This is a genomic window from Streptomyces sp. ITFR-16 (assembly GCF_031844705.1).
Taxonomy (GTDB): Bacteria; Actinomycetota; Actinomycetes; order Streptomycetales; family Streptomycetaceae; genus Streptomyces.
Genome location: NZ_CP134609.1, coordinates 6300421 through 6315590 on the forward strand (window position 1 = coordinate 6300421; position 15170 = coordinate 6315590).

A 15170-nucleotide genomic window follows, 5' to 3' on the forward strand; every position below is an offset into this window, starting at 1 on the left:
GGTGGAGGCAGGACATGCGACGTGTGGTGCGGGGCTTCTGGGGGCCGAGGCGGGAGTCGCCCGCGCAGCTCGCGGGGCGCTGGAAGGCGATGCTGGACGCCCTGCCCGGACTGCTCCCGGTGGCCGGCCCCGGCCAGGACTGGGCCTGGATCCGCCACCGGGCGTCGGGCCGTCCCGCACCCCTGGTCCCCGGGACGGAGGAGCTGCGCGCCGAGCTCCAGGCCGACCACGACTCCCCGCAGACCTCGGACGGGGCGGGACTGCACTTGGCCGCGACACCCGCACCGGGCTGGGAGGTCGACCTCACCGGGCGCGGGGGCGCCGAGTCGGAGTACCTGATCCAGGCGCTCGTGCTCGCGGTCGTCTCCCCGGACGGTGCCGAGGTCCCCGAGGCCGCGCTGCTCGCCCTGGTAGCCGACGTCTGGCAGCCGGACATCGGCGACGTCACCGACGACGACCTCCTCGACGCGCTGGAGGACGACGCGGGCTACGGCGTGGGCGACCCCTGCGTCGGCCGGCTCGGCTATCTCTCCCCGGGCCGCGCGGCGCAGGCCCCCGACGGGGTCGGCGCCGTCCGCAAGGAGCTGACCGGCCCCGGCGTGCTCCTCGACCTCGCCCCGCCCGGGGACACCGGGGCGGCCGTCGACGCCTATCTGAAGCTGCGCGAGGCCGGTGCGCTGGAGCCCCTGCCGCGCCCGATGGACCGCGCCCTCTTCTGAGGCGTGCCGCGCCCGGCCGGGGGAATGACCCGGCCCCGGATCGCGTTCCCAACGGAGCGGAGGGTTCCTCCGCCCTGCGTGAGCAGCCGCCGAGAGTCCGGAGAGAAGAAGAGTCATGCGCGTCGAGATCTGGAGCGACATCGCCTGCCCGTGGTGCTACATCGGCAAGGCCCGCTTCGAGAAGGGCCTGGCGGGGTTCGCCCACCGCGACGAGGTCGAGGTGGTCCACCGGTCCTTCGAGCTCGACCCCGGCCGGGCCAAGGGCGACACGGCCCAGGTCATCGACATGCTGGCGCAGAAGTACGGCCGCACCCGCGAGGAGGCGCGGTCGATGGAGGCGAACGTCGCGGCCAACGCACAGGCCGAGGGGCTGGGCTACCGCACCGAGGGCCGCGACCACGGCAGCACGTTCGACATCCACCGGCTGCTGCACCTGGCCAAGGCGCGCGGTCGCCAGGACGAGCTGCTGACCCTCGCCTACCGGGCGAACTTCGCCGAGGACCGTTCCGTCTACGACGACGCCGTGCTGCTGGACCTGGCCGTCGAGGCGGGGCTCGACGCGGACGAGGCGCGGGCGGTGCTCGCCGACCCGCAGGCGTACGCGGACGAGGTCCGGGCCGATGAGCGCGAGGCGTCCGAGCTGGGCGCCAACGCGGTGCCGTTCTTCGTGCTCGACCGGCGTTACGGGATCTCCGGCGGCCAGCCCTCCGAGGTCTTCGCGCAGGCGCTGGAGCAGGCGTGGAAGGACCGCCCCCTGACGGTGGTCGGCGGGGACGCGGCGGCGTGCGACGCCGACGGGGCGTGCGAGGTGCCGCAGCCCGGCGCCCAGGCCTGATCCCGCCGGTCCGCACCCATAAGCGTCGCTTGGGTATGCCCCTTGACTTTTGGTAATTGACTATGAGTTAAGGGGCATTCAGGCTGGGCGCATGACGATCGATTCGCTCAGCCGTGCGGTGGCCGCCGAGTTCGCTCCGGAGACCGCCTACCTCAACACCTCCAGCTGCGGGCTGCTGCCCCGCCGTACCGTCGACGCCGTGCGGGCCCTCGCCGAGGCGAACGCCACGGGCCGCCGGGCCGGTGCGGGCGACTTCGACGCGGTGGACCGGGCCAGGGCCGGATTCGCGCGGCTCGTCGGCGTCGACGCGGGCCGGGTCGCCGTCGGCAGCTCGGTCGCCGTCCATGTCGGCCTGATCGCCTGCTCGCTGCCCGCCGGCGCCGAAGTGCTCGCGCCCGAAGGGGAGTTCAGCTCGGTCACCAGCCCGTTCGCGGTCCGGGGCGACCTGCGGATGCGGTACGTCCCGCTCGCGGAGCTGGCCGGCGCGGTGCGCCCGGACACCGCGCTCGTCGCCTTCTCCTCCGTGCAGTCCTCCGACGGCCGGCTCGCCGACCTGGCGGCCGTGCGCGCCTCGGCGGCCGCCCACGGCGCCCGTACGCTGCTGGACGCCACCCAGTCCGCCGGCTGGCTGCCCCTGGACGCGGGGGCGTACGACTACACGGTCACCGGCGGCTTCAAGTTCCTGCTCTCCCCGCGCGGTACGTCCTTCCTCACCGTCACCGAGGAGGCGCAGGCGTCGCTGCCGCCGGTCTTCGCGGGCTGGGTCGCCGCGAAGGAGTCGTGGAACGCCCTGTACGAGCCGGTCCGGACGCTCGCCCCCGACGCCCGGCGCTACGACGAGCCGCCCGCGTTCCTCTCGTACCACGGTGCCGAGCACTCCCTCGCGCTGCTGAACGAGATCGGCGTCGACGTCCTGCACGACCACGCCACCGGCCTCGCGGCCCGGTTCCGGGCAGGGCTGGCCGGGCTGGGGCACAAGCCGGTGCCGGGGGAGACGGCCGTCGTCGGGGTGCCCGGTCTCGGTGACCGGGCGACGGCCCTGGAGCGCGCCGGGGTGATGGTCTCCGACCGCGCCGGCAACCTGCGGGCCTCCTTCCACCTGTACAACACCGAGGCGGACGTGGACCGCGCGCTGGACGTGATCTCCCGCTGAACCGGCGCCCGGTGACGGCGGGTCAGCTGTTCTCGGGGCAGTCCGCCGTCTCGCGGCAGAGGTTCTCCTCGACCTTGGCCAGCAGCCGGGCCAGCTCCCTGCGCTCGCCGGAGTCCAGCCCGGCGAGGGTGTGCTCCTCCAGATCCGTCCAGGCCCGCTCCACGTCGGAGTGCAGCGCACAGCTGTCGTCGGTGGCCTCGACCAGGACGGCCCGCCGGTCGGCCGGGTCGGGGCTGCGCCGCACATGCCCGGCCTGCTCCAGGCGCTGGAGCATCTTGGTCACCGTGGAGGGGTCGAGGTCCACCGCCTTGATGACCTCCGACTGCCGCACCGCGCCCGCGTCCCAGAGGCACATCATCAGGAACTCCTGGCCGGGGTAGAGCCCCACGCCCTTGAGCAGCTTGCCCGCCGCGATCCGGTGGAGCCGGGCGACCCGCGAGACGGCATGGCTGACCGGGCCGCCCCGGGCGGCGCTGGGCAGCTCGGTACAGGCGGGATCGGCGGGGTCGGGCGTCATCGGGACTCCTCGGAGGTGGTGCGGCCGGCTGCGGCAGGGAGGCGGGCCGGGTGCCGACTTTACCTTGGCCGGCCAATTAAATGCGCTACAGTGACGGACGTCGCAGATGGTTGGCCGACCACATAATTATGGCGGGCCGGCCACCTCTCTCTCCTGGGGGCTCTCCATGACCACAGCGTTCGATCCGTTCGACCTGGCCGGCACCCCGCTCGCCAACCGCATCGCCCTGGCGCCCATGACCCGCAACCGGGCGGGCGAGAGCGGCATACCCACGGACCTGACCGCCGAGTACTACGCCCAGCGCGCCTCGGCCGGCCTCCTGATCACCGAGGGCGTCCAGCCCTCGTCCGTCGGCCAGGGCTACCCCCGTACCCCGGGACTGCACAGCGACGAGCAGGCCGCCGGCTGGCGCAAGGTCACCGACGCCGTGCACGCCGCGGGCGGCCGGATCTTCGTCCAGCTCCTGCACACCGGCCGCATCGGCCACCCCAGCCTGCTGCCCGACGGGCTCGTCCCGGTCGGCCCCTCCGCCGTCGCCGCCACCGGACAGGTCTTCACCGATGAGGGCGCCAAGGAGTTCGTCACCCCGCACGAGCTGACCGACACCGAGATCCGCGAGACCGTCCTCGACTTCGCCGCCGCCGCCCGCCGTGCCGTCGACGCCGGCTTCGACGGAGTGGAGCTGCACGGCGCCAACGGCTATCTCATCCACCAGTTCCTGGCGCCCAACTCCAATGTGCGCACCGACGCGTGGGGCGGCTCGGCCGAGGGCCGCAACCGGTTCGCGCTGGAGACCGTGCGCGCCGTCGTGGCCGAGATCGGCGCCGCGCGCACCGCCATCCGCCTCTCGCCCGGCAACCCGTACAACGACATCCACGAGCCCGCCCCGGAGGCCGCGTACAGCGCCCTGGTGCAGGCGATCGAACCGCTCGGGCTCGCCTATCTGCACCTCGTCGAGGGCACGGCCGACGACCGCACCCTGACCGAACGGCTGCGCAAGCTGTTCAACGGCCCGCTCGTCCTCAACCCGGCGACCGACGGCCCGACCGGACCCGAAGCCCTCGCCCTGGTCGAGGAAGGTGTGACGGACCTCGTCTCCTACGGGGCGCTGTTCCTGGCCAACCCGGACCTGCCGGCCCGGCTGCGCGCGGGCGGCCCCTACAACACCCCGGACCGCGCGACCTTCTACGGTGGCGACCACCGCGGCTACACGGACTACCCGGCGCTGGAGGTCTGATCCGGCGCAGGCCCCGGGCTACGGCAGCGGGGTCTCCTCCAGCGGGGCCCCGTGCCACCTCCACGAGGTGACGCGCTCGCGGCCCGGCAGATCCGCGCGGCCGGTGGACCAGAGCAGCACGGTCCACCGGTCCTCCGCGTCCGGGGCGCCGGGGAAGAGCCGGGCCAGCACCCGGTCGCACAGGTCCTGGGGCGGGGTCCAGGCCACGCCCAGGCCCTCGGCGACGTCATGGGCGTGCACCAGGGTCTCCACGACCCCCATGGCCGCGAAGCCCTCCGCGTCCGACGCGCCGAACACATGGTGGGAGCGGAGGTCCGGAGCGGTCGTCCGCACCATCGCCGCGAGCAGTGCCCCCGTGGCCCGAAGGGTGTGCAGCAGCCCCTCCGTCCCGGACGCCGGGTCCGCGAAGACGGAGTTGGCGGGGCCGCCCTCGCGCCGGGCCGCCCAGTGGAACGGCACCTCGCTGTCCGCCGCCGGCGGTGCGCCCAACTGGACCGCGTACGCGAAGAGATCGTCGCTCAGATGCTCCACGGTCTCCCAGCAGTCCCAGGTGAGCGTCCCCGCCGGGATGTGCCAGTCCTTCACCGGCGACGCCCCGAGCGCCTCGACCGCCAGCCGTACGGCCTCCGTCACATCGTCCGCGGTGACCGGCAGCCGGGTCCCGGTCAGCGCCGCCCGCTCGCGCGCACCGCACTCCACACAGAACTCGTTGCCCTCGGGATCGGCCAGCGTCACCCAGCCCCGCCCGTTCGGCCTGCGGTGGTCGCCGACCAGGGTGGCGCCGAGCGCGAGGAGCCGTTCGACCTCCTCGTCCCGGGTGCGGTCGTCCGGCTGGATGTCGAGGTGCACCCGGTTCTTGCCGCTCTTCGGCTCGGGCACGGTGACGAACAGCAGGGCGGCGCCGGGGGTGTTCACCAGCGCCTCGGGGTCGCCGGGGAAGTCGTCGTCGGCCAGGGAGGAGTCCAGCACCGAGGCCCAGAACGAGCCGAGTGCGTAGGCGTCGGCGCAGTCGACGGTGACGTGGTGCACGTGTGAGGTCATGGCCCCACTCTCACCCGGGGCCGGGAGCCGGGTCCAGCAGGTTATGACGGCGGCGGGGGGCGGCACGGTGTCCCCGTGCCGCCCCCGCCGAAACCCTCGTACGCGCCGCGTCCTACCGCACCGGCGTGAAGTCCCGCGCCCCGATGAACTCCGGGCGGCGGACCGGCGCCGCGAACGGCTCCTCGGCCTTGTTCTCCACGCTGTTGAACACGATGAAGACGTTGCTGCGCGGGTACGGGGTGATGTTGTCCCCCGAGCCGTGCATGCAGTTGCAGTCGAACCAGGTCGCCGAACCGGCCGCGCCCGTGAAGAGCCTGATGCCGTGCCGGTCGGCCATCTTCGTCAGCGCCTCGTCCGACGGAGTGCCCGCGTCCTGCATCTGGAGCGACTTCTTGTAGTTGTCCTTCGGCGTCTCGCCCGCGCACCCGAGGAACGACTTGTGCGAGCCGGGCATGATCATCAGCCCGCCGTTGGTGTCGTAGTTCTCGGTCAGCGCGATCGACACGGACACGGTCCGCATGTTCGGCAGCCCGTCCTCCGCGTGCCAGGTCTCGAAGTCCGAGTGCCAGTAGAACCCCGAGGCACCGAAACCGGGCTTGACGTTGATCCGGGACTGGTGGACGTAGACGTCCGAGCCGAGGATCTGACGGGCCCGTCCCACCACGCGCTCGTCGCTGACGAGCCGGGCGAAGACCTCGCTGAGCCGGTGGACCTCGAAGACCGACCGTACGGAGTCCGACTTCGGCTCGATGATCGAGCGCGGGTCGGCCCGCACCGCCGGATCGGCGATCAGCCGCTCCAGCTCGGCGTGGTAGCCGGCCACCTCGTCCGGGGTGATCAGCTGGTCGACGGTGAGGAACCCGTCGCGTTCGAAGCCCTGGAGGTCCTTGGCGGAGACCGGACCCGGTGCGCCCGGCGCGGACCAGATGACCGGGTCCTGGCGGGGAGTGGTCATCTCGGCGGCGCCGCGCGAGGGGTACAGGTCGGCTCGTACTTCGGTGGTCATGGTTCAGCCCTCCTCGGTCAGCAGTGGGTAGACACCGTTCTCGTCGTGGTCCTCCCGTCCGGTGACGGGAGGGTTGAACACGCAGACGCAGCGGAAGTCGGTCTTGGGCCGCAGCGTGTGGTGCTCGTGCCCGTTCAGCAGGTACATCGTGCCGGGGGAGATCCAGTGCTTCTCGCCGGTCTCGTCGTTGGTGAGTTCGGCCTCGCCCTCGGTGCACAGCACGGCCTCGATGTGGTTGGCGTACCACATGGAGGTCTCGGTGCCCGCGTAGAGAACGGTCTCGTGGAGCGAGAAGCCCACCTTCTCCTTGGCGAGCACGATGCGCTTGCTCTCCCAGGTTCCGGAGGCGGCCTTCACATGCCGGTCGGTGTTCTCGATGTCACTGAACGATCGGACGATCACGGTGGGTCGGTGCCTTTCTCTGTGCGGCGGTGGTACGTCGGGGCCGCCGGGGCGGCCCCGGGTCAGGCGGTCTCGTGGACGCAGCGGGCCAGCGTGCGCAGGCCCTCGTCCAGTTCCTCCGGGGTGATGGTCAGCGGCGGCAGCAGCTTGACGACCTCGCTCTGCGGGCCGGAGGTCTCCAGGAGCAGCCCCAGCTCGAAGGCGCGGGCGCACACGGCCGACGCGCGGGCCGGGTCGGTGAACTCCAGGCCCCAGACCAGTCCCCGGCCGCGGAACTGCGCGGCCGGCTCCTCGCCGCAGATCGCCAGCAGCGTCTGCGCGATCTGCTCGCCGCGGGCCAGGGTCTGCTTCTCCATCTGGCCGTCGGCCCAGTAGGCGTCGAGCGCGGCGGCGGCGGTGACGAAGGCGGGGTTGTTGCCCCGGAAGGTGCCGTTGTGCTCGCCGGGCTCCCAGATGTCCAGCTCGCCCTTGAACAGGCAGAGCGACATCGGCAGTCCGTAGCCGCTGATGGACTTCGACAGCGTCACGATGTCGGGGACGATGCCGGCCTCCTCGAAGGAGAAGAAGCCGCCGGTCCGGCCGCAGCCCATCTGGATGTCGTCGACGATCAGCAGCATGTCCTGGCGGTGGCACAGGTCCTGGAGCGCGCGCAGCCACTCGGCGCGGGCCACGTTGATGCCGCCCTCGCCCTGGACGGTCTCCACGATCACGGCGGCGGGCTTGTTGAGCCCGGAGCCCTGGTCCTCCAGGAGCCGTTCGAACCAGAGGAAGTCGGGGACCTGGCCGTCGAAGTAGTTGTCGAAGGGCATCGGCGTGCCGTGGACCAGCGGGATGCCGGCGCCGGCGCGCTTGAAGGCGTTGCCGGTCACGGCCAGCGAGCCGAGCGACATGCCGTGGAAGGCGTTGGTGAACGAGACGACGGACTCGCGGCCCTTGACCTTGCGGGCGAGCTTCAGCGCCGACTCGACGGCGTTGGTGCCCGTCGGGCCGGGGAACATGACCTTGTACGGCAGGTCGCGCGGCCGAAGGATGACATTCTGGAAGGTCTCCAGGAAGGCGCGTTTGGCCGTGGTCGCCATGTCGAGGCCGTGGGTGATGCCGTCGCGCTCGATGTAGTCGATCAGCGCGCGCTTGAGCACCGGGTTGTTGTGGCCGTAGTTGAGGGAGCCTGCGCCGGCGAAGAAGTCGAGGTACGAGTGGCCGTCCTCGTCGGTCAGCCGGGCGCCCTGCGCGCGGTCGAACACGGCGGGCCAGCCGCGGCAGTAGCTCCGTACCTCGGACTCCAGGGTCTCGAAGACACTGAGGGCGGGCGGGGTGATGGTCACAGCGGGTCTCCTGCGTGAGGGGGCGTGACGGGCGGCGGTGAAGGGTGACTGCGACGGGCTCGGGCCCGCCGGAGAAGTGCCTGCTCAGGCGTGGAACGGGCCGATGCGGTAGAGCACTTCCGGCAGATGGGTGCCTTCGGGGAACAGTCCGCCGTCGAAGAGCACCTCGTGTTCCAGCGCCACGTCGTGGCGACGCGCGTAGGAGGTGAACAGGCGGTCCGACGCGGCGTTGTCCGGCGTGATGGTCGTCTCGACCGAGGCGAGCCCCTGCTCGGCGGCGACGCGTGCGGTCAGCGCGTCCAGCAGCTTCGCCGCCAGGCCCGTACCGCGGTGGCCGTGGTCGACGGCCACCTGCCAGACGACGAGCGTCTCCGGGCGGTCGGGCCGGATGTATCCCGTCACGAAGGCGACCGGGACACCGGTCTCGTCGCGGGCGACCACGGAGGTCGCCGCGAAGTCACGACACCACAGCAGGTAGCTGTACGAGGAGTTGAGGTCCAGGACCTCGGAGTCGCGGGCAATGCGCCAGATCGCGGCTCCGTCCTCCACTCGCGGGGTGTCGATCGTGATGAATTCGCTTCGGGCACGTGCAAAATCTGCTGGTGCGGCGGTCATGCGAATTGAATTTACCCAGCAAATTCTGAAATTGCATCGAGGCAAGGGGTTGGGTGGAGAGGCTCGTTGTGTTATCAGGCGGGTGCGCGCCCCGGCGCGAAACCGTTGCGCTTTCTTCCGATTTGACCCACATTTTTCCGGCATAACGCCGTCCGTGTGGAGTCGGTCACAAGGTCGTAACTCTCGTGAGACGCAATCGAATTACCCGCGTCCGACCCTCCGGGAATCGGGGTGTTTAGCCCTGGGGAAACCGGGCAGAAGAATACGGGGAGCTGCTCGGAATAAAGCAGCTCCCCGTATATGCGGATGGTGCCGGAATTTATTCGCTCGGCCAGGTTTCCGATACGGCCCTGCGGGCAGCTTCCAGATCGACCTGCCGGCCCGCAGCGGCCAGCGCCGCCCCCAGAGCCGCGAGCGAGGAGAGCACCGCGCCCCGCGTCGCATCCACCCCGTAGTGATTGACCCGGATCATCTCCTTGGACAGCGCCCCGCCACCCGCGATCAGCGGCAGCGACGGCTCGTCCGCGAGCGCCCGCGCGACCAGCTCCGAGGCGTCCACCCCCTCGGGCGTCCGCAGCGTCGTCGCCACCGGCGCCGCGTCCCGCGCCTCGTGCACATACGGGCTCAGGCCGCCGCCCAGCGCCACCGCACCGGCCCGGGTGGCTGCGGCCGCCGCCGCGTGACGCGCCATCACCGCGTCCGGGCCCTCCGCCTCGATCCGCTCCACGCAGGCCTCGAGCGCCAGCATCTCCAGCTGGGCCGGGGCGTGCAGCAGGGCCTTGCGGCCGCCGTCGATCCAGCGCTCCTTCCAGTCCAGCAGGGACAGGTAGGAGCGGCGCGGGGCCTGCGGGTTGGCGGCGATGCGCTCCCAGGCGCGGGCGCTCACCGACACCGCGGAGACCCCGGCCGGACCGCCCATCGCCTTCTGCGCGCCGATCACGCACAGGTCGACGCCCCAGGCGTCCGGCAGCAGCGGCTCGGCGCCCACCGAGGCGACGGCGTCCAGCATGAACAGCGCGCCGTGCGCCCGGACCACCTCACCGATCTCCGCGACCGGGTTGGTGTTGCCGGTCGCGGCCTCGGCGTGGACCAGCGACACGAAGTCGATCTCCGGGTGCGCGGCCAGCGCCTCGGCGACCTGCTCCGCGGTGACCGCCGTGTGGAAGGGCACCGCGAGGTCGACGACCTCGGCGCCGCAGTCGCGCAGCCAGTTGCCGAAGGTCTGCCCGTACGGCCCGGTGACGACGTTGAGCGCCGTCGAGCCGGGCCGGGCGCCGCCCCTGATGCAGCCTTCGAGGGGGAGCAGCGCCTCGCCCTGCATGATGACGACGTCCTGCTCGGTGGCCAGCAGCGCGGCCACCCGCCGCTCGATCGCCGCGAAGTGCGCGGCGGTGAGCGGGGTCAGGTCGAGGAAGGGGTGCGTCACGGTGGTGCTCTCTTCGGGATCGGATCGGTGTGCGGCCCGGCCTGCGGACCGGGCGTGCTCCGAGGGTACCGAGCGCCCGCCGGGCGGCCCGGACCCGTCCGGCACACCGGCCGGGACCCGGCGTGGCACCCGGCCCGGTGCCTCGTACAGTGCTGTCCATGAGCGATCACGAGGCGCCTCGGGTGCTGCGGGTGAAGGGGCGGGTGCTCGTCGGTCCCGAGGAGGTCAGGGACGAGCTCTGGGCGGTCGGCGGTCGCATCACGTACGAACGGCCGCCCGGCGCCGACGAGGCCGTCACCGTCACCGGCTGGGCCCTGCCGGGCCTGGTCGACGCCCACTGCCACGTCGGGCTCGACCGCCACGGCGCCGTCGACACGGCGACCACCGAGAAGCAGGCGCTCGACGACAGGGAGGCCGGGGCGCTGCTCCTGCGGGACGCGGGCTCGCCCGCCGACACGCGGTGGATCGACGACCGCGAGGACCTGCCGAAGATCATCAGGGCCGGCCGTCACATCGCCAGGCCCCGGCGCTACACCCGTAACTACGCCTACGAGATCGAGCCGGACGAACTCGTGGCGTACGTCGCCCAGGAGGCGCGGCGCGGGGACGGCTGGGTGAAGCTGGTCGGCGACTGGATCGACCGCGAGGCGGGCGATCTGACGGCCTGCTGGCCGCGCGAGGCGGCTGCGGCGGCCATCGCCGAGGCGCACCGCCTGGGCGCCCGGGTCACCGCGCACTGCTTCGCGGAGGACTCGCTGCGCGACCTCGTCGAGGCCGGCATCGACTGCGTCGAGCACGCGACCGGGCTGACGCAGGAGACGATCCCGCTCTTCGCCGAGCGCGGCGTCGCGATCGTCCCCACCCTGGTCAACATCGCCACCTTCCCCTCCCTGGCACTGGGCGGCGAGGCCAAGTACCCGCGCTGGTCGGCCCATATGCGCCGGCTGCACGAGCGCCGTTACGACACCGTGCGCGCCGCGTACGACGCCGGGGTGCCGGTCTTCGTCGGCACCGACGCGGGCGGGGTGCTGGCACACGGGCTGGTGGCCGACGAGGTGGCGGAGCTCGTCAAGGCGGGCATCCCGCCGCTCCGGGCGCTGTCCGCGACGACCTGGGGCGCCCGGGAGTGGCTCGGCAGGCCGGGTCTTCAGGAGGGCGCCCCGGCCGACCTGGTGGTGTACGACGAGGACCCGCGGGCGGACGTCCGGGTGCTCGCGGGCCCCCGCAGGGTCGTCCTGAACGGGCGCGTGATCGGCTGATCCGGGTGTCCCGGGAGGTGCCCCGGGCCGGCCGTCGGCCCTGGAGGCACCGTGTTGACCGGCAGTTACCGGGGCCCGGTCCGCTCGTTGAACCTCTTCCGCACACTCCGGCGCAGTGGCCCGGTGAGCCCCATGCGCTCAGTTGAACGGGTGAACTCAAGGAACGCACGTGCCGGGATATTCGAATACAGGCACGGAAACTCCCCTTTGGAGTGAACTGACCTCAGGTGTCCGCCAGTTCACCCTCTGTGCGTAAAGATTCACGGAGTCGAGGCCACCGGTGCCCGCGATGTCCCCCATTGGACGGCGCCGGCGGCTCCATGTCTCTTGTGGGGGTTCCACCATCTTGAACAGCAACACCTTCCGCCTCGCCGCCCTGGCGGTCGCCGCCGCACCCGTCGCCCTGCTGGTCGCCGTCCCCGCGCAGGCCACCACCGCGACCACCACCACGACCGCCGGCGACGGGAAGGCGAGCGCGGTCGTGCTCCGTACCGCACTCGACGTCTCGCTCCTGAACAAGACGATCGATGTGCCGCTGAAGACCACGCTCAACGAGGTGCAGGCGCCGAGGAGCGCCGAGCAGACCGCGCTCACCGTGAAGCTCGACGGGGTGGAGGGCGGAAAGCCGGTCGACGTCCTGCGGGCCGATGTCGCCACGGCGAAGGCGACCGTCGACAAGCACCGCGCCGAGGGCTACAGCAACGTGGCGAAGGCGCGGGTGCATGTGCCCGGACTGCCGGCGCTCTCCCTGGTCGAGGTCGAGAAGGTCACCTCCAAGGCGGTCTGCGAGGTGGGCCGCAAGCCGGTCGCCGAGTCCAATGTGCTGGGCCATGTGTCGGTGCTCGGCAAGCGCGTCACCCTCACCGCGGGCGGCACCACCCAGGTCGCCGTGACGGGGGTGGGCAAGGTGACGCTCGACCTGTCGAAGACCGAGACCACCTCACGCACGGCGGCCGCGGTCGCGCTCCGGCTGAAGGTCTCCGTCAACCCGCTCAACCTGAACGTCGCGGACGTACAGGGTGAGGTCACGCTCGCCGAGGCCACCTGTGAGACCCCGAAGGGATCCGGCACGGGCGGCGGCCACAACGGCGGTTCGGACAACGGGGGCTCGACCGACGGCGGCTCCGGCGACGGCGGTTCGGACAGCGGCGGCTCGACCGACGGCGGCTCCGGCGACGGCGGTTCCACGAGCGGCGACACGTCCAACGGCTCGTCCAACGGCGCATCGGGCGACACGTCCAGCGACAAGGGCGGCGACGTGAAGACCCAGACCGGCACGGGCCACGCACCTGCGGCCGTCGACGCCGACCTCGCCGAGACCGGCAGCAGCTCCACGACCCCGTACATCGCGGGCGGTGCGGCCCTCCTGCTCGCCGTCGGCGCCGGCGCGATGGTCGTGGCCCGGCGGCGCGGACAGAACTGACGCCGGGGGAACAAGAGCCGGGGGGCTGAAGCGGGGGAAGCGGGACCGGGCCCGAGGGGGGCCGGGGGGAGCGGGAAAGCCCGAGGGGGCGGCCGGGGGGCCGCAGGGGGGAACGGGGGAACAGGGGAGAGCGGGGGACAAGGAGGGGCGGGGGAGCGGTGTTCCGTACGCGGAGCACCGCTCCCTCCGTGCAGTCGGCTACCGCCCGACCACGCTCAGCGCCTGGAGCGCCAGATCGAGCGCCTGCAGAAAGCGGTTGGTCGTCGGACGGTCGCGCACGGCCAGCCGCAGCCACCCGGGACCGAGCCCCGGAAACGTGTCGCCGCGCCGGACCGCGAAGCCCAGCCGCCGCAGCCGCTCCCGGACCTCCGCAGCCCCGTCGAGCCGGACCAGCACAAACGGTCCCTCGGCCGGCTCCACCACCCGTATCTCGGTGAACTCCCGCAGCCCCGCGACCAGATGGGCCCGGTCCACCGCGATCCGGTCCGCCGCCGCCGACGCCTCGGCCAGCGCCTTCGGCTCCATGCACGCCTCGGCCGCCGCCAGCGCCGGGGACGACACAGGCCACAGCGGCTGCGCCTCCTCCAGCGTGCGGACGGTCTCCGGGGCTGCCGCCAGGTAACCGATCCGCAGCCCGGCGAGCCCCCAGGTCTTGGTGAGGCTGCGCAGGACGACGAGCCCCGGCACATCCGTACGCCCGCACAGCGCCTGGCACTCGCCGGGCACCGCGTCCATGAACGCCTCGTCGACGACCAGCGTCCGTCCCGGGCGCGCCAGTTGCTCCAGGACGGCCGCCGGATGCAGCACGGACGTCGGGTTGGTCGGATTGCCGACCACCACCAGATCCGCGTCCTCCGGCACGGCCGCCGGGTCCAGCCGGAAGCCCTCCTCGGCCCGCAGCAGCACCCGCCCGACCTCGTGCCCGGCCGCGCGCAGCGCCGCCTCCGGCTCGGTGAACTGGGGGTGGACCACGACCGGCCGCCGGGCCGGCAGCGCGCGTGCGATCAGCACGAACGCCTCCGCCGCTCCCGCGGTCAACAGGACCCGCTCCGGCGGCAGTCCGTGCCGTGCGGCGACGACCGCACGCGCCCGCCGGCCGTCCGGATACGCGGCGAGCGCGCCCAGGGACGCGGCTATCCGCTCCTTCAGCCAGGCCGGTGGGGTCCCGGCCCGTACGTTGACGGCGAGATCGGTCAGATCCCGGTCCCGTCCCCGTACCTCCGCGTCACCGTGATGACGCAGGTCGAACGCGCCCGCGCCGGTGGCGTCGGGGCTCTCAGTGGGAGTGTGCATGACCGCCATGGTGGGGGTGTGTGTGGGGGTGATGGCCGTCGTCGTCAGGGTGGAAGTGCGGCTGCTGCGGCAGTCCCACCTTGTCCTCGAAGCCCGGCAGCGCGATCCGGTACACGCAGGAGTCACAGTTCATCCGCAGATCGCCCTTGACGGCCTCCCGGTAGCGCTCCATGACCAGATCGAGCAGTTCCTCCGCGGCACCGATCACCTCGGCCGACCGGACGTCCAGCTCCGGGTGGGCGGCGGCCCACTCGTCGGTCTGGTGACGCACCCGGTCCGGGAGGATGCCGGTGAAGAGGAAGTACGGCAGGACGACTATGCGCCTCGCACCCAGTTTCACGCAACGGTCCAGACCGGACGGCACATCGGGGGCGGCCAGCGAGACGAACGCCGTCTCCACCCCCGCGTAGCCCCGGCCCTCCCAGAACAGCCGCGCCGCCTTGTACACCTCGGCGTTGGCGTCCGGGTCGGTGGAACCGCGCCCCACCAGCAGGATCGTCACCTCGGAGCGCTCGGCGCCGTCCAGCACCTCGTCGACCCGGCGCTCCAGCACCCGCAGCAGCGCCGGGTGCGGACCGAGCGGACGCCCGTAGGTGTACGAGATCCCGGGGTGGCGCTCCTTCTCCCGGGTCAGCGCCGCCGGGATGTCGCCCTTGGCGTGCCCGGCCGACACCAGCATCAGCGGGACGGCGGCGAAGTGGCTGACGCCCTGCTCGACCAGCTCGGTCACTGCGTCGCCGAGCGGCGGCGGCGACAGCTCGATGAAGCCGCCAGCGACCGGCAGCTGAGGGTTGCGGGCGCCCAGTTCGGCGACGAACTCCCGGAAGGCGGCGGCCCCGCCCTCGTCCCGGGTGCCGTGGCCGGCGATGAGCAGTGCGGGCTGGGCGGACGGGGTGTTCACGGGTTCTCCTCGGTGTTC

14 protein-coding genes and 1 pseudogene are annotated in these 15170 nt (G+C 72.4%); 6 read left to right on the forward strand and 9 right to left on the reverse strand.

Annotated elements, in window-relative coordinates:
• The first annotated feature begins 14 nt into the window (after positions 1-14).
• From RLT58_RS27915 to RLT58_RS27925, 3 genes are all read left to right on the forward strand, one after another.
• Positions 15-719, forward strand: a complete 705-nt coding sequence (locus RLT58_RS27915; protein ID WP_311313125.1) for a hypothetical protein — start codon at positions 15-17, stop codon at positions 717-719.
• 115 nt (positions 720-834) lie between these two features.
• Entirely contained in the window at positions 835-1554 is a 720-nt protein-coding gene (locus tag RLT58_RS27920) for a DsbA family oxidoreductase (protein WP_311313126.1), read from the forward strand.
• 91 nt (positions 1555-1645) lie between these two features.
• Positions 1646-2707: an aminotransferase class V-fold PLP-dependent enzyme gene (locus RLT58_RS27925; RefSeq protein ID WP_311313127.1), complete on the forward strand. Its 1062-nt coding sequence runs from the start codon at positions 1646-1648 to the stop codon at positions 2705-2707.
• A gap of 22 nt (positions 2708-2729) precedes the next feature.
• Here the strand turns inward: RLT58_RS27925 and RLT58_RS27930 are convergent, their stop codons facing one another.
• Entirely contained in the window at positions 2730-3224 is a 495-nt protein-coding gene (locus RLT58_RS27930; RefSeq protein ID WP_311313128.1) for a MarR family winged helix-turn-helix transcriptional regulator, read from the reverse strand.
• Between the two features lie 166 nt (positions 3225-3390).
• Between RLT58_RS27930 and RLT58_RS27935 the strand changes: the two genes are divergently transcribed.
• Positions 3391-4461, forward strand: a complete 1071-nt coding sequence (locus RLT58_RS27935; protein ID WP_311313129.1) for an alkene reductase — start codon at positions 3391-3393, stop codon at positions 4459-4461.
• An 18-nt stretch (positions 4462-4479) separates the two neighbouring features.
• Here RLT58_RS27935 and RLT58_RS27940 read toward each other — a convergent pair whose 3' ends face one another.
• The 6 genes from RLT58_RS27940 to RLT58_RS27965 all read right to left on the reverse strand — a co-directional run bounded on the left by RLT58_RS27940 (position 4480) and on the right by RLT58_RS27965 (position 10276).
• Positions 4480-5502: a VOC family protein gene (locus tag RLT58_RS27940; protein ID WP_311313130.1), complete on the reverse strand. Its 1023-nt coding sequence runs from the start codon at positions 5500-5502 to the stop codon at positions 4480-4482.
• Positions 5503-5614: 112 nt separating this feature from the next.
• Entirely contained in the window at positions 5615-6508 is an 894-nt protein-coding gene (gene thpD, locus RLT58_RS27945) for an ectoine hydroxylase (protein WP_311313131.1), read from the reverse strand.
• A gap of 3 nt (positions 6509-6511) precedes the next feature.
• Positions 6512-6910 (reverse strand): ectoine synthase, encoded by a 399-nt coding sequence (locus RLT58_RS27950; protein WP_037691652.1) that lies wholly within the window; start codon positions 6908-6910, stop codon positions 6512-6514.
• A gap of 62 nt (positions 6911-6972) precedes the next feature.
• The gene (gene ectB, locus RLT58_RS27955) at positions 6973-8235 is read right to left on the reverse strand and encodes a diaminobutyrate--2-oxoglutarate transaminase (protein WP_311313132.1); all 1263 of its coding nucleotides are present in this window, start codon (positions 8233-8235) and stop codon (positions 6973-6975) included.
• Between the two features lie 84 nt (positions 8236-8319).
• On the reverse strand, positions 8320-8784 hold the full coding sequence (gene ectA / locus RLT58_RS27960) for a diaminobutyrate acetyltransferase (RefSeq protein ID WP_399131686.1): 465 nt from the start codon (positions 8782-8784) through the stop codon (positions 8320-8322).
• Between the two features lie 385 nt (positions 8785-9169).
• On the reverse strand, positions 9170-10276 hold the full coding sequence (locus RLT58_RS27965) for a pyridoxal-phosphate-dependent aminotransferase family protein (protein ID WP_311313134.1): 1107 nt from the start codon (positions 10274-10276) through the stop codon (positions 9170-9172).
• 158 nt (positions 10277-10434) lie between these two features.
• Here RLT58_RS27965 and RLT58_RS27970 point away from each other — a divergent pair, with 158 nt between their 5' ends.
• Together RLT58_RS27970 and RLT58_RS27975 are read left to right on the forward strand one after the other, a co-directional pair.
• On the forward strand, positions 10435-11535 hold the full coding sequence (locus RLT58_RS27970; RefSeq protein ID WP_311313135.1) for an amidohydrolase family protein: 1101 nt from the start codon (positions 10435-10437) through the stop codon (positions 11533-11535).
• Positions 11536-11881: 346 nt separating this feature from the next.
• Positions 11882-12958, forward strand: coding sequence for an SCO1860 family LAETG-anchored protein (locus RLT58_RS27975; protein WP_311313136.1), 1077 nt, complete (start codon positions 11882-11884; stop codon positions 12956-12958).
• A 198-nt stretch (positions 12959-13156) separates the two neighbouring features.
• Here the strand turns inward: RLT58_RS27975 and cobC are convergent.
• Together cobC and RLT58_RS27985 are read right to left on the reverse strand one after the other, a co-directional pair.
• Positions 13157-14266 (reverse strand): annotated as a pseudogene (gene cobC / locus RLT58_RS27980) (Rv2231c family pyridoxal phosphate-dependent protein CobC); the annotation flags it as partial.
• Positions 14235-15152 (reverse strand): sirohydrochlorin chelatase, encoded by a 918-nt coding sequence (locus RLT58_RS27985; RefSeq protein ID WP_311313137.1) that lies wholly within the window; start codon positions 15150-15152, stop codon positions 14235-14237. The gene RLT58_RS27985 and the pseudogene cobC, both read right to left, overlap by 32 nt.
• Positions 15153-15170: the final 18 nt, after the last annotated feature.

What these genes read in the sequence shown, in the direction of transcription:
- RLT58_RS27970 (WP_311313135.1), top strand. Translation starts at nt 10,435, where the DNA reads ATGAGCGATCACGAGGCGCCTCGGGTGCTGCGGGTGAAGGGGCGGGTG.
- thpD (WP_311313131.1), bottom strand. Translation starts at nt 6,508, where the DNA reads ATGACCACCGAAGTACGAGCCGACCTGTACCCCTCGCGCGGCGCCGCC.
- RLT58_RS27940 (WP_311313130.1), bottom strand. Translation starts at nt 5,502, where the DNA reads ATGACCTCACACGTGCACCACGTCACCGTCGACTGCGCCGACGCCTAC.
- RLT58_RS27920 (WP_311313126.1), top strand. Translation starts at nt 835, where the DNA reads ATGCGCGTCGAGATCTGGAGCGACATCGCCTGCCCGTGGTGCTACATC.
- RLT58_RS27930 (WP_311313128.1), bottom strand. Translation starts at nt 3,224, where the DNA reads ATGACGCCCGACCCCGCCGATCCCGCCTGTACCGAGCTGCCCAGCGCC.
- RLT58_RS27915 (WP_311313125.1), top strand. Translation starts at nt 15, where the DNA reads ATGCGACGTGTGGTGCGGGGCTTCTGGGGGCCGAGGCGGGAGTCGCCC.
- RLT58_RS27925 (WP_311313127.1), top strand. Translation starts at nt 1,646, where the DNA reads ATGACGATCGATTCGCTCAGCCGTGCGGTGGCCGCCGAGTTCGCTCCG.
- RLT58_RS27935 (WP_311313129.1), top strand. Translation starts at nt 3,391, where the DNA reads ATGACCACAGCGTTCGATCCGTTCGACCTGGCCGGCACCCCGCTCGCC.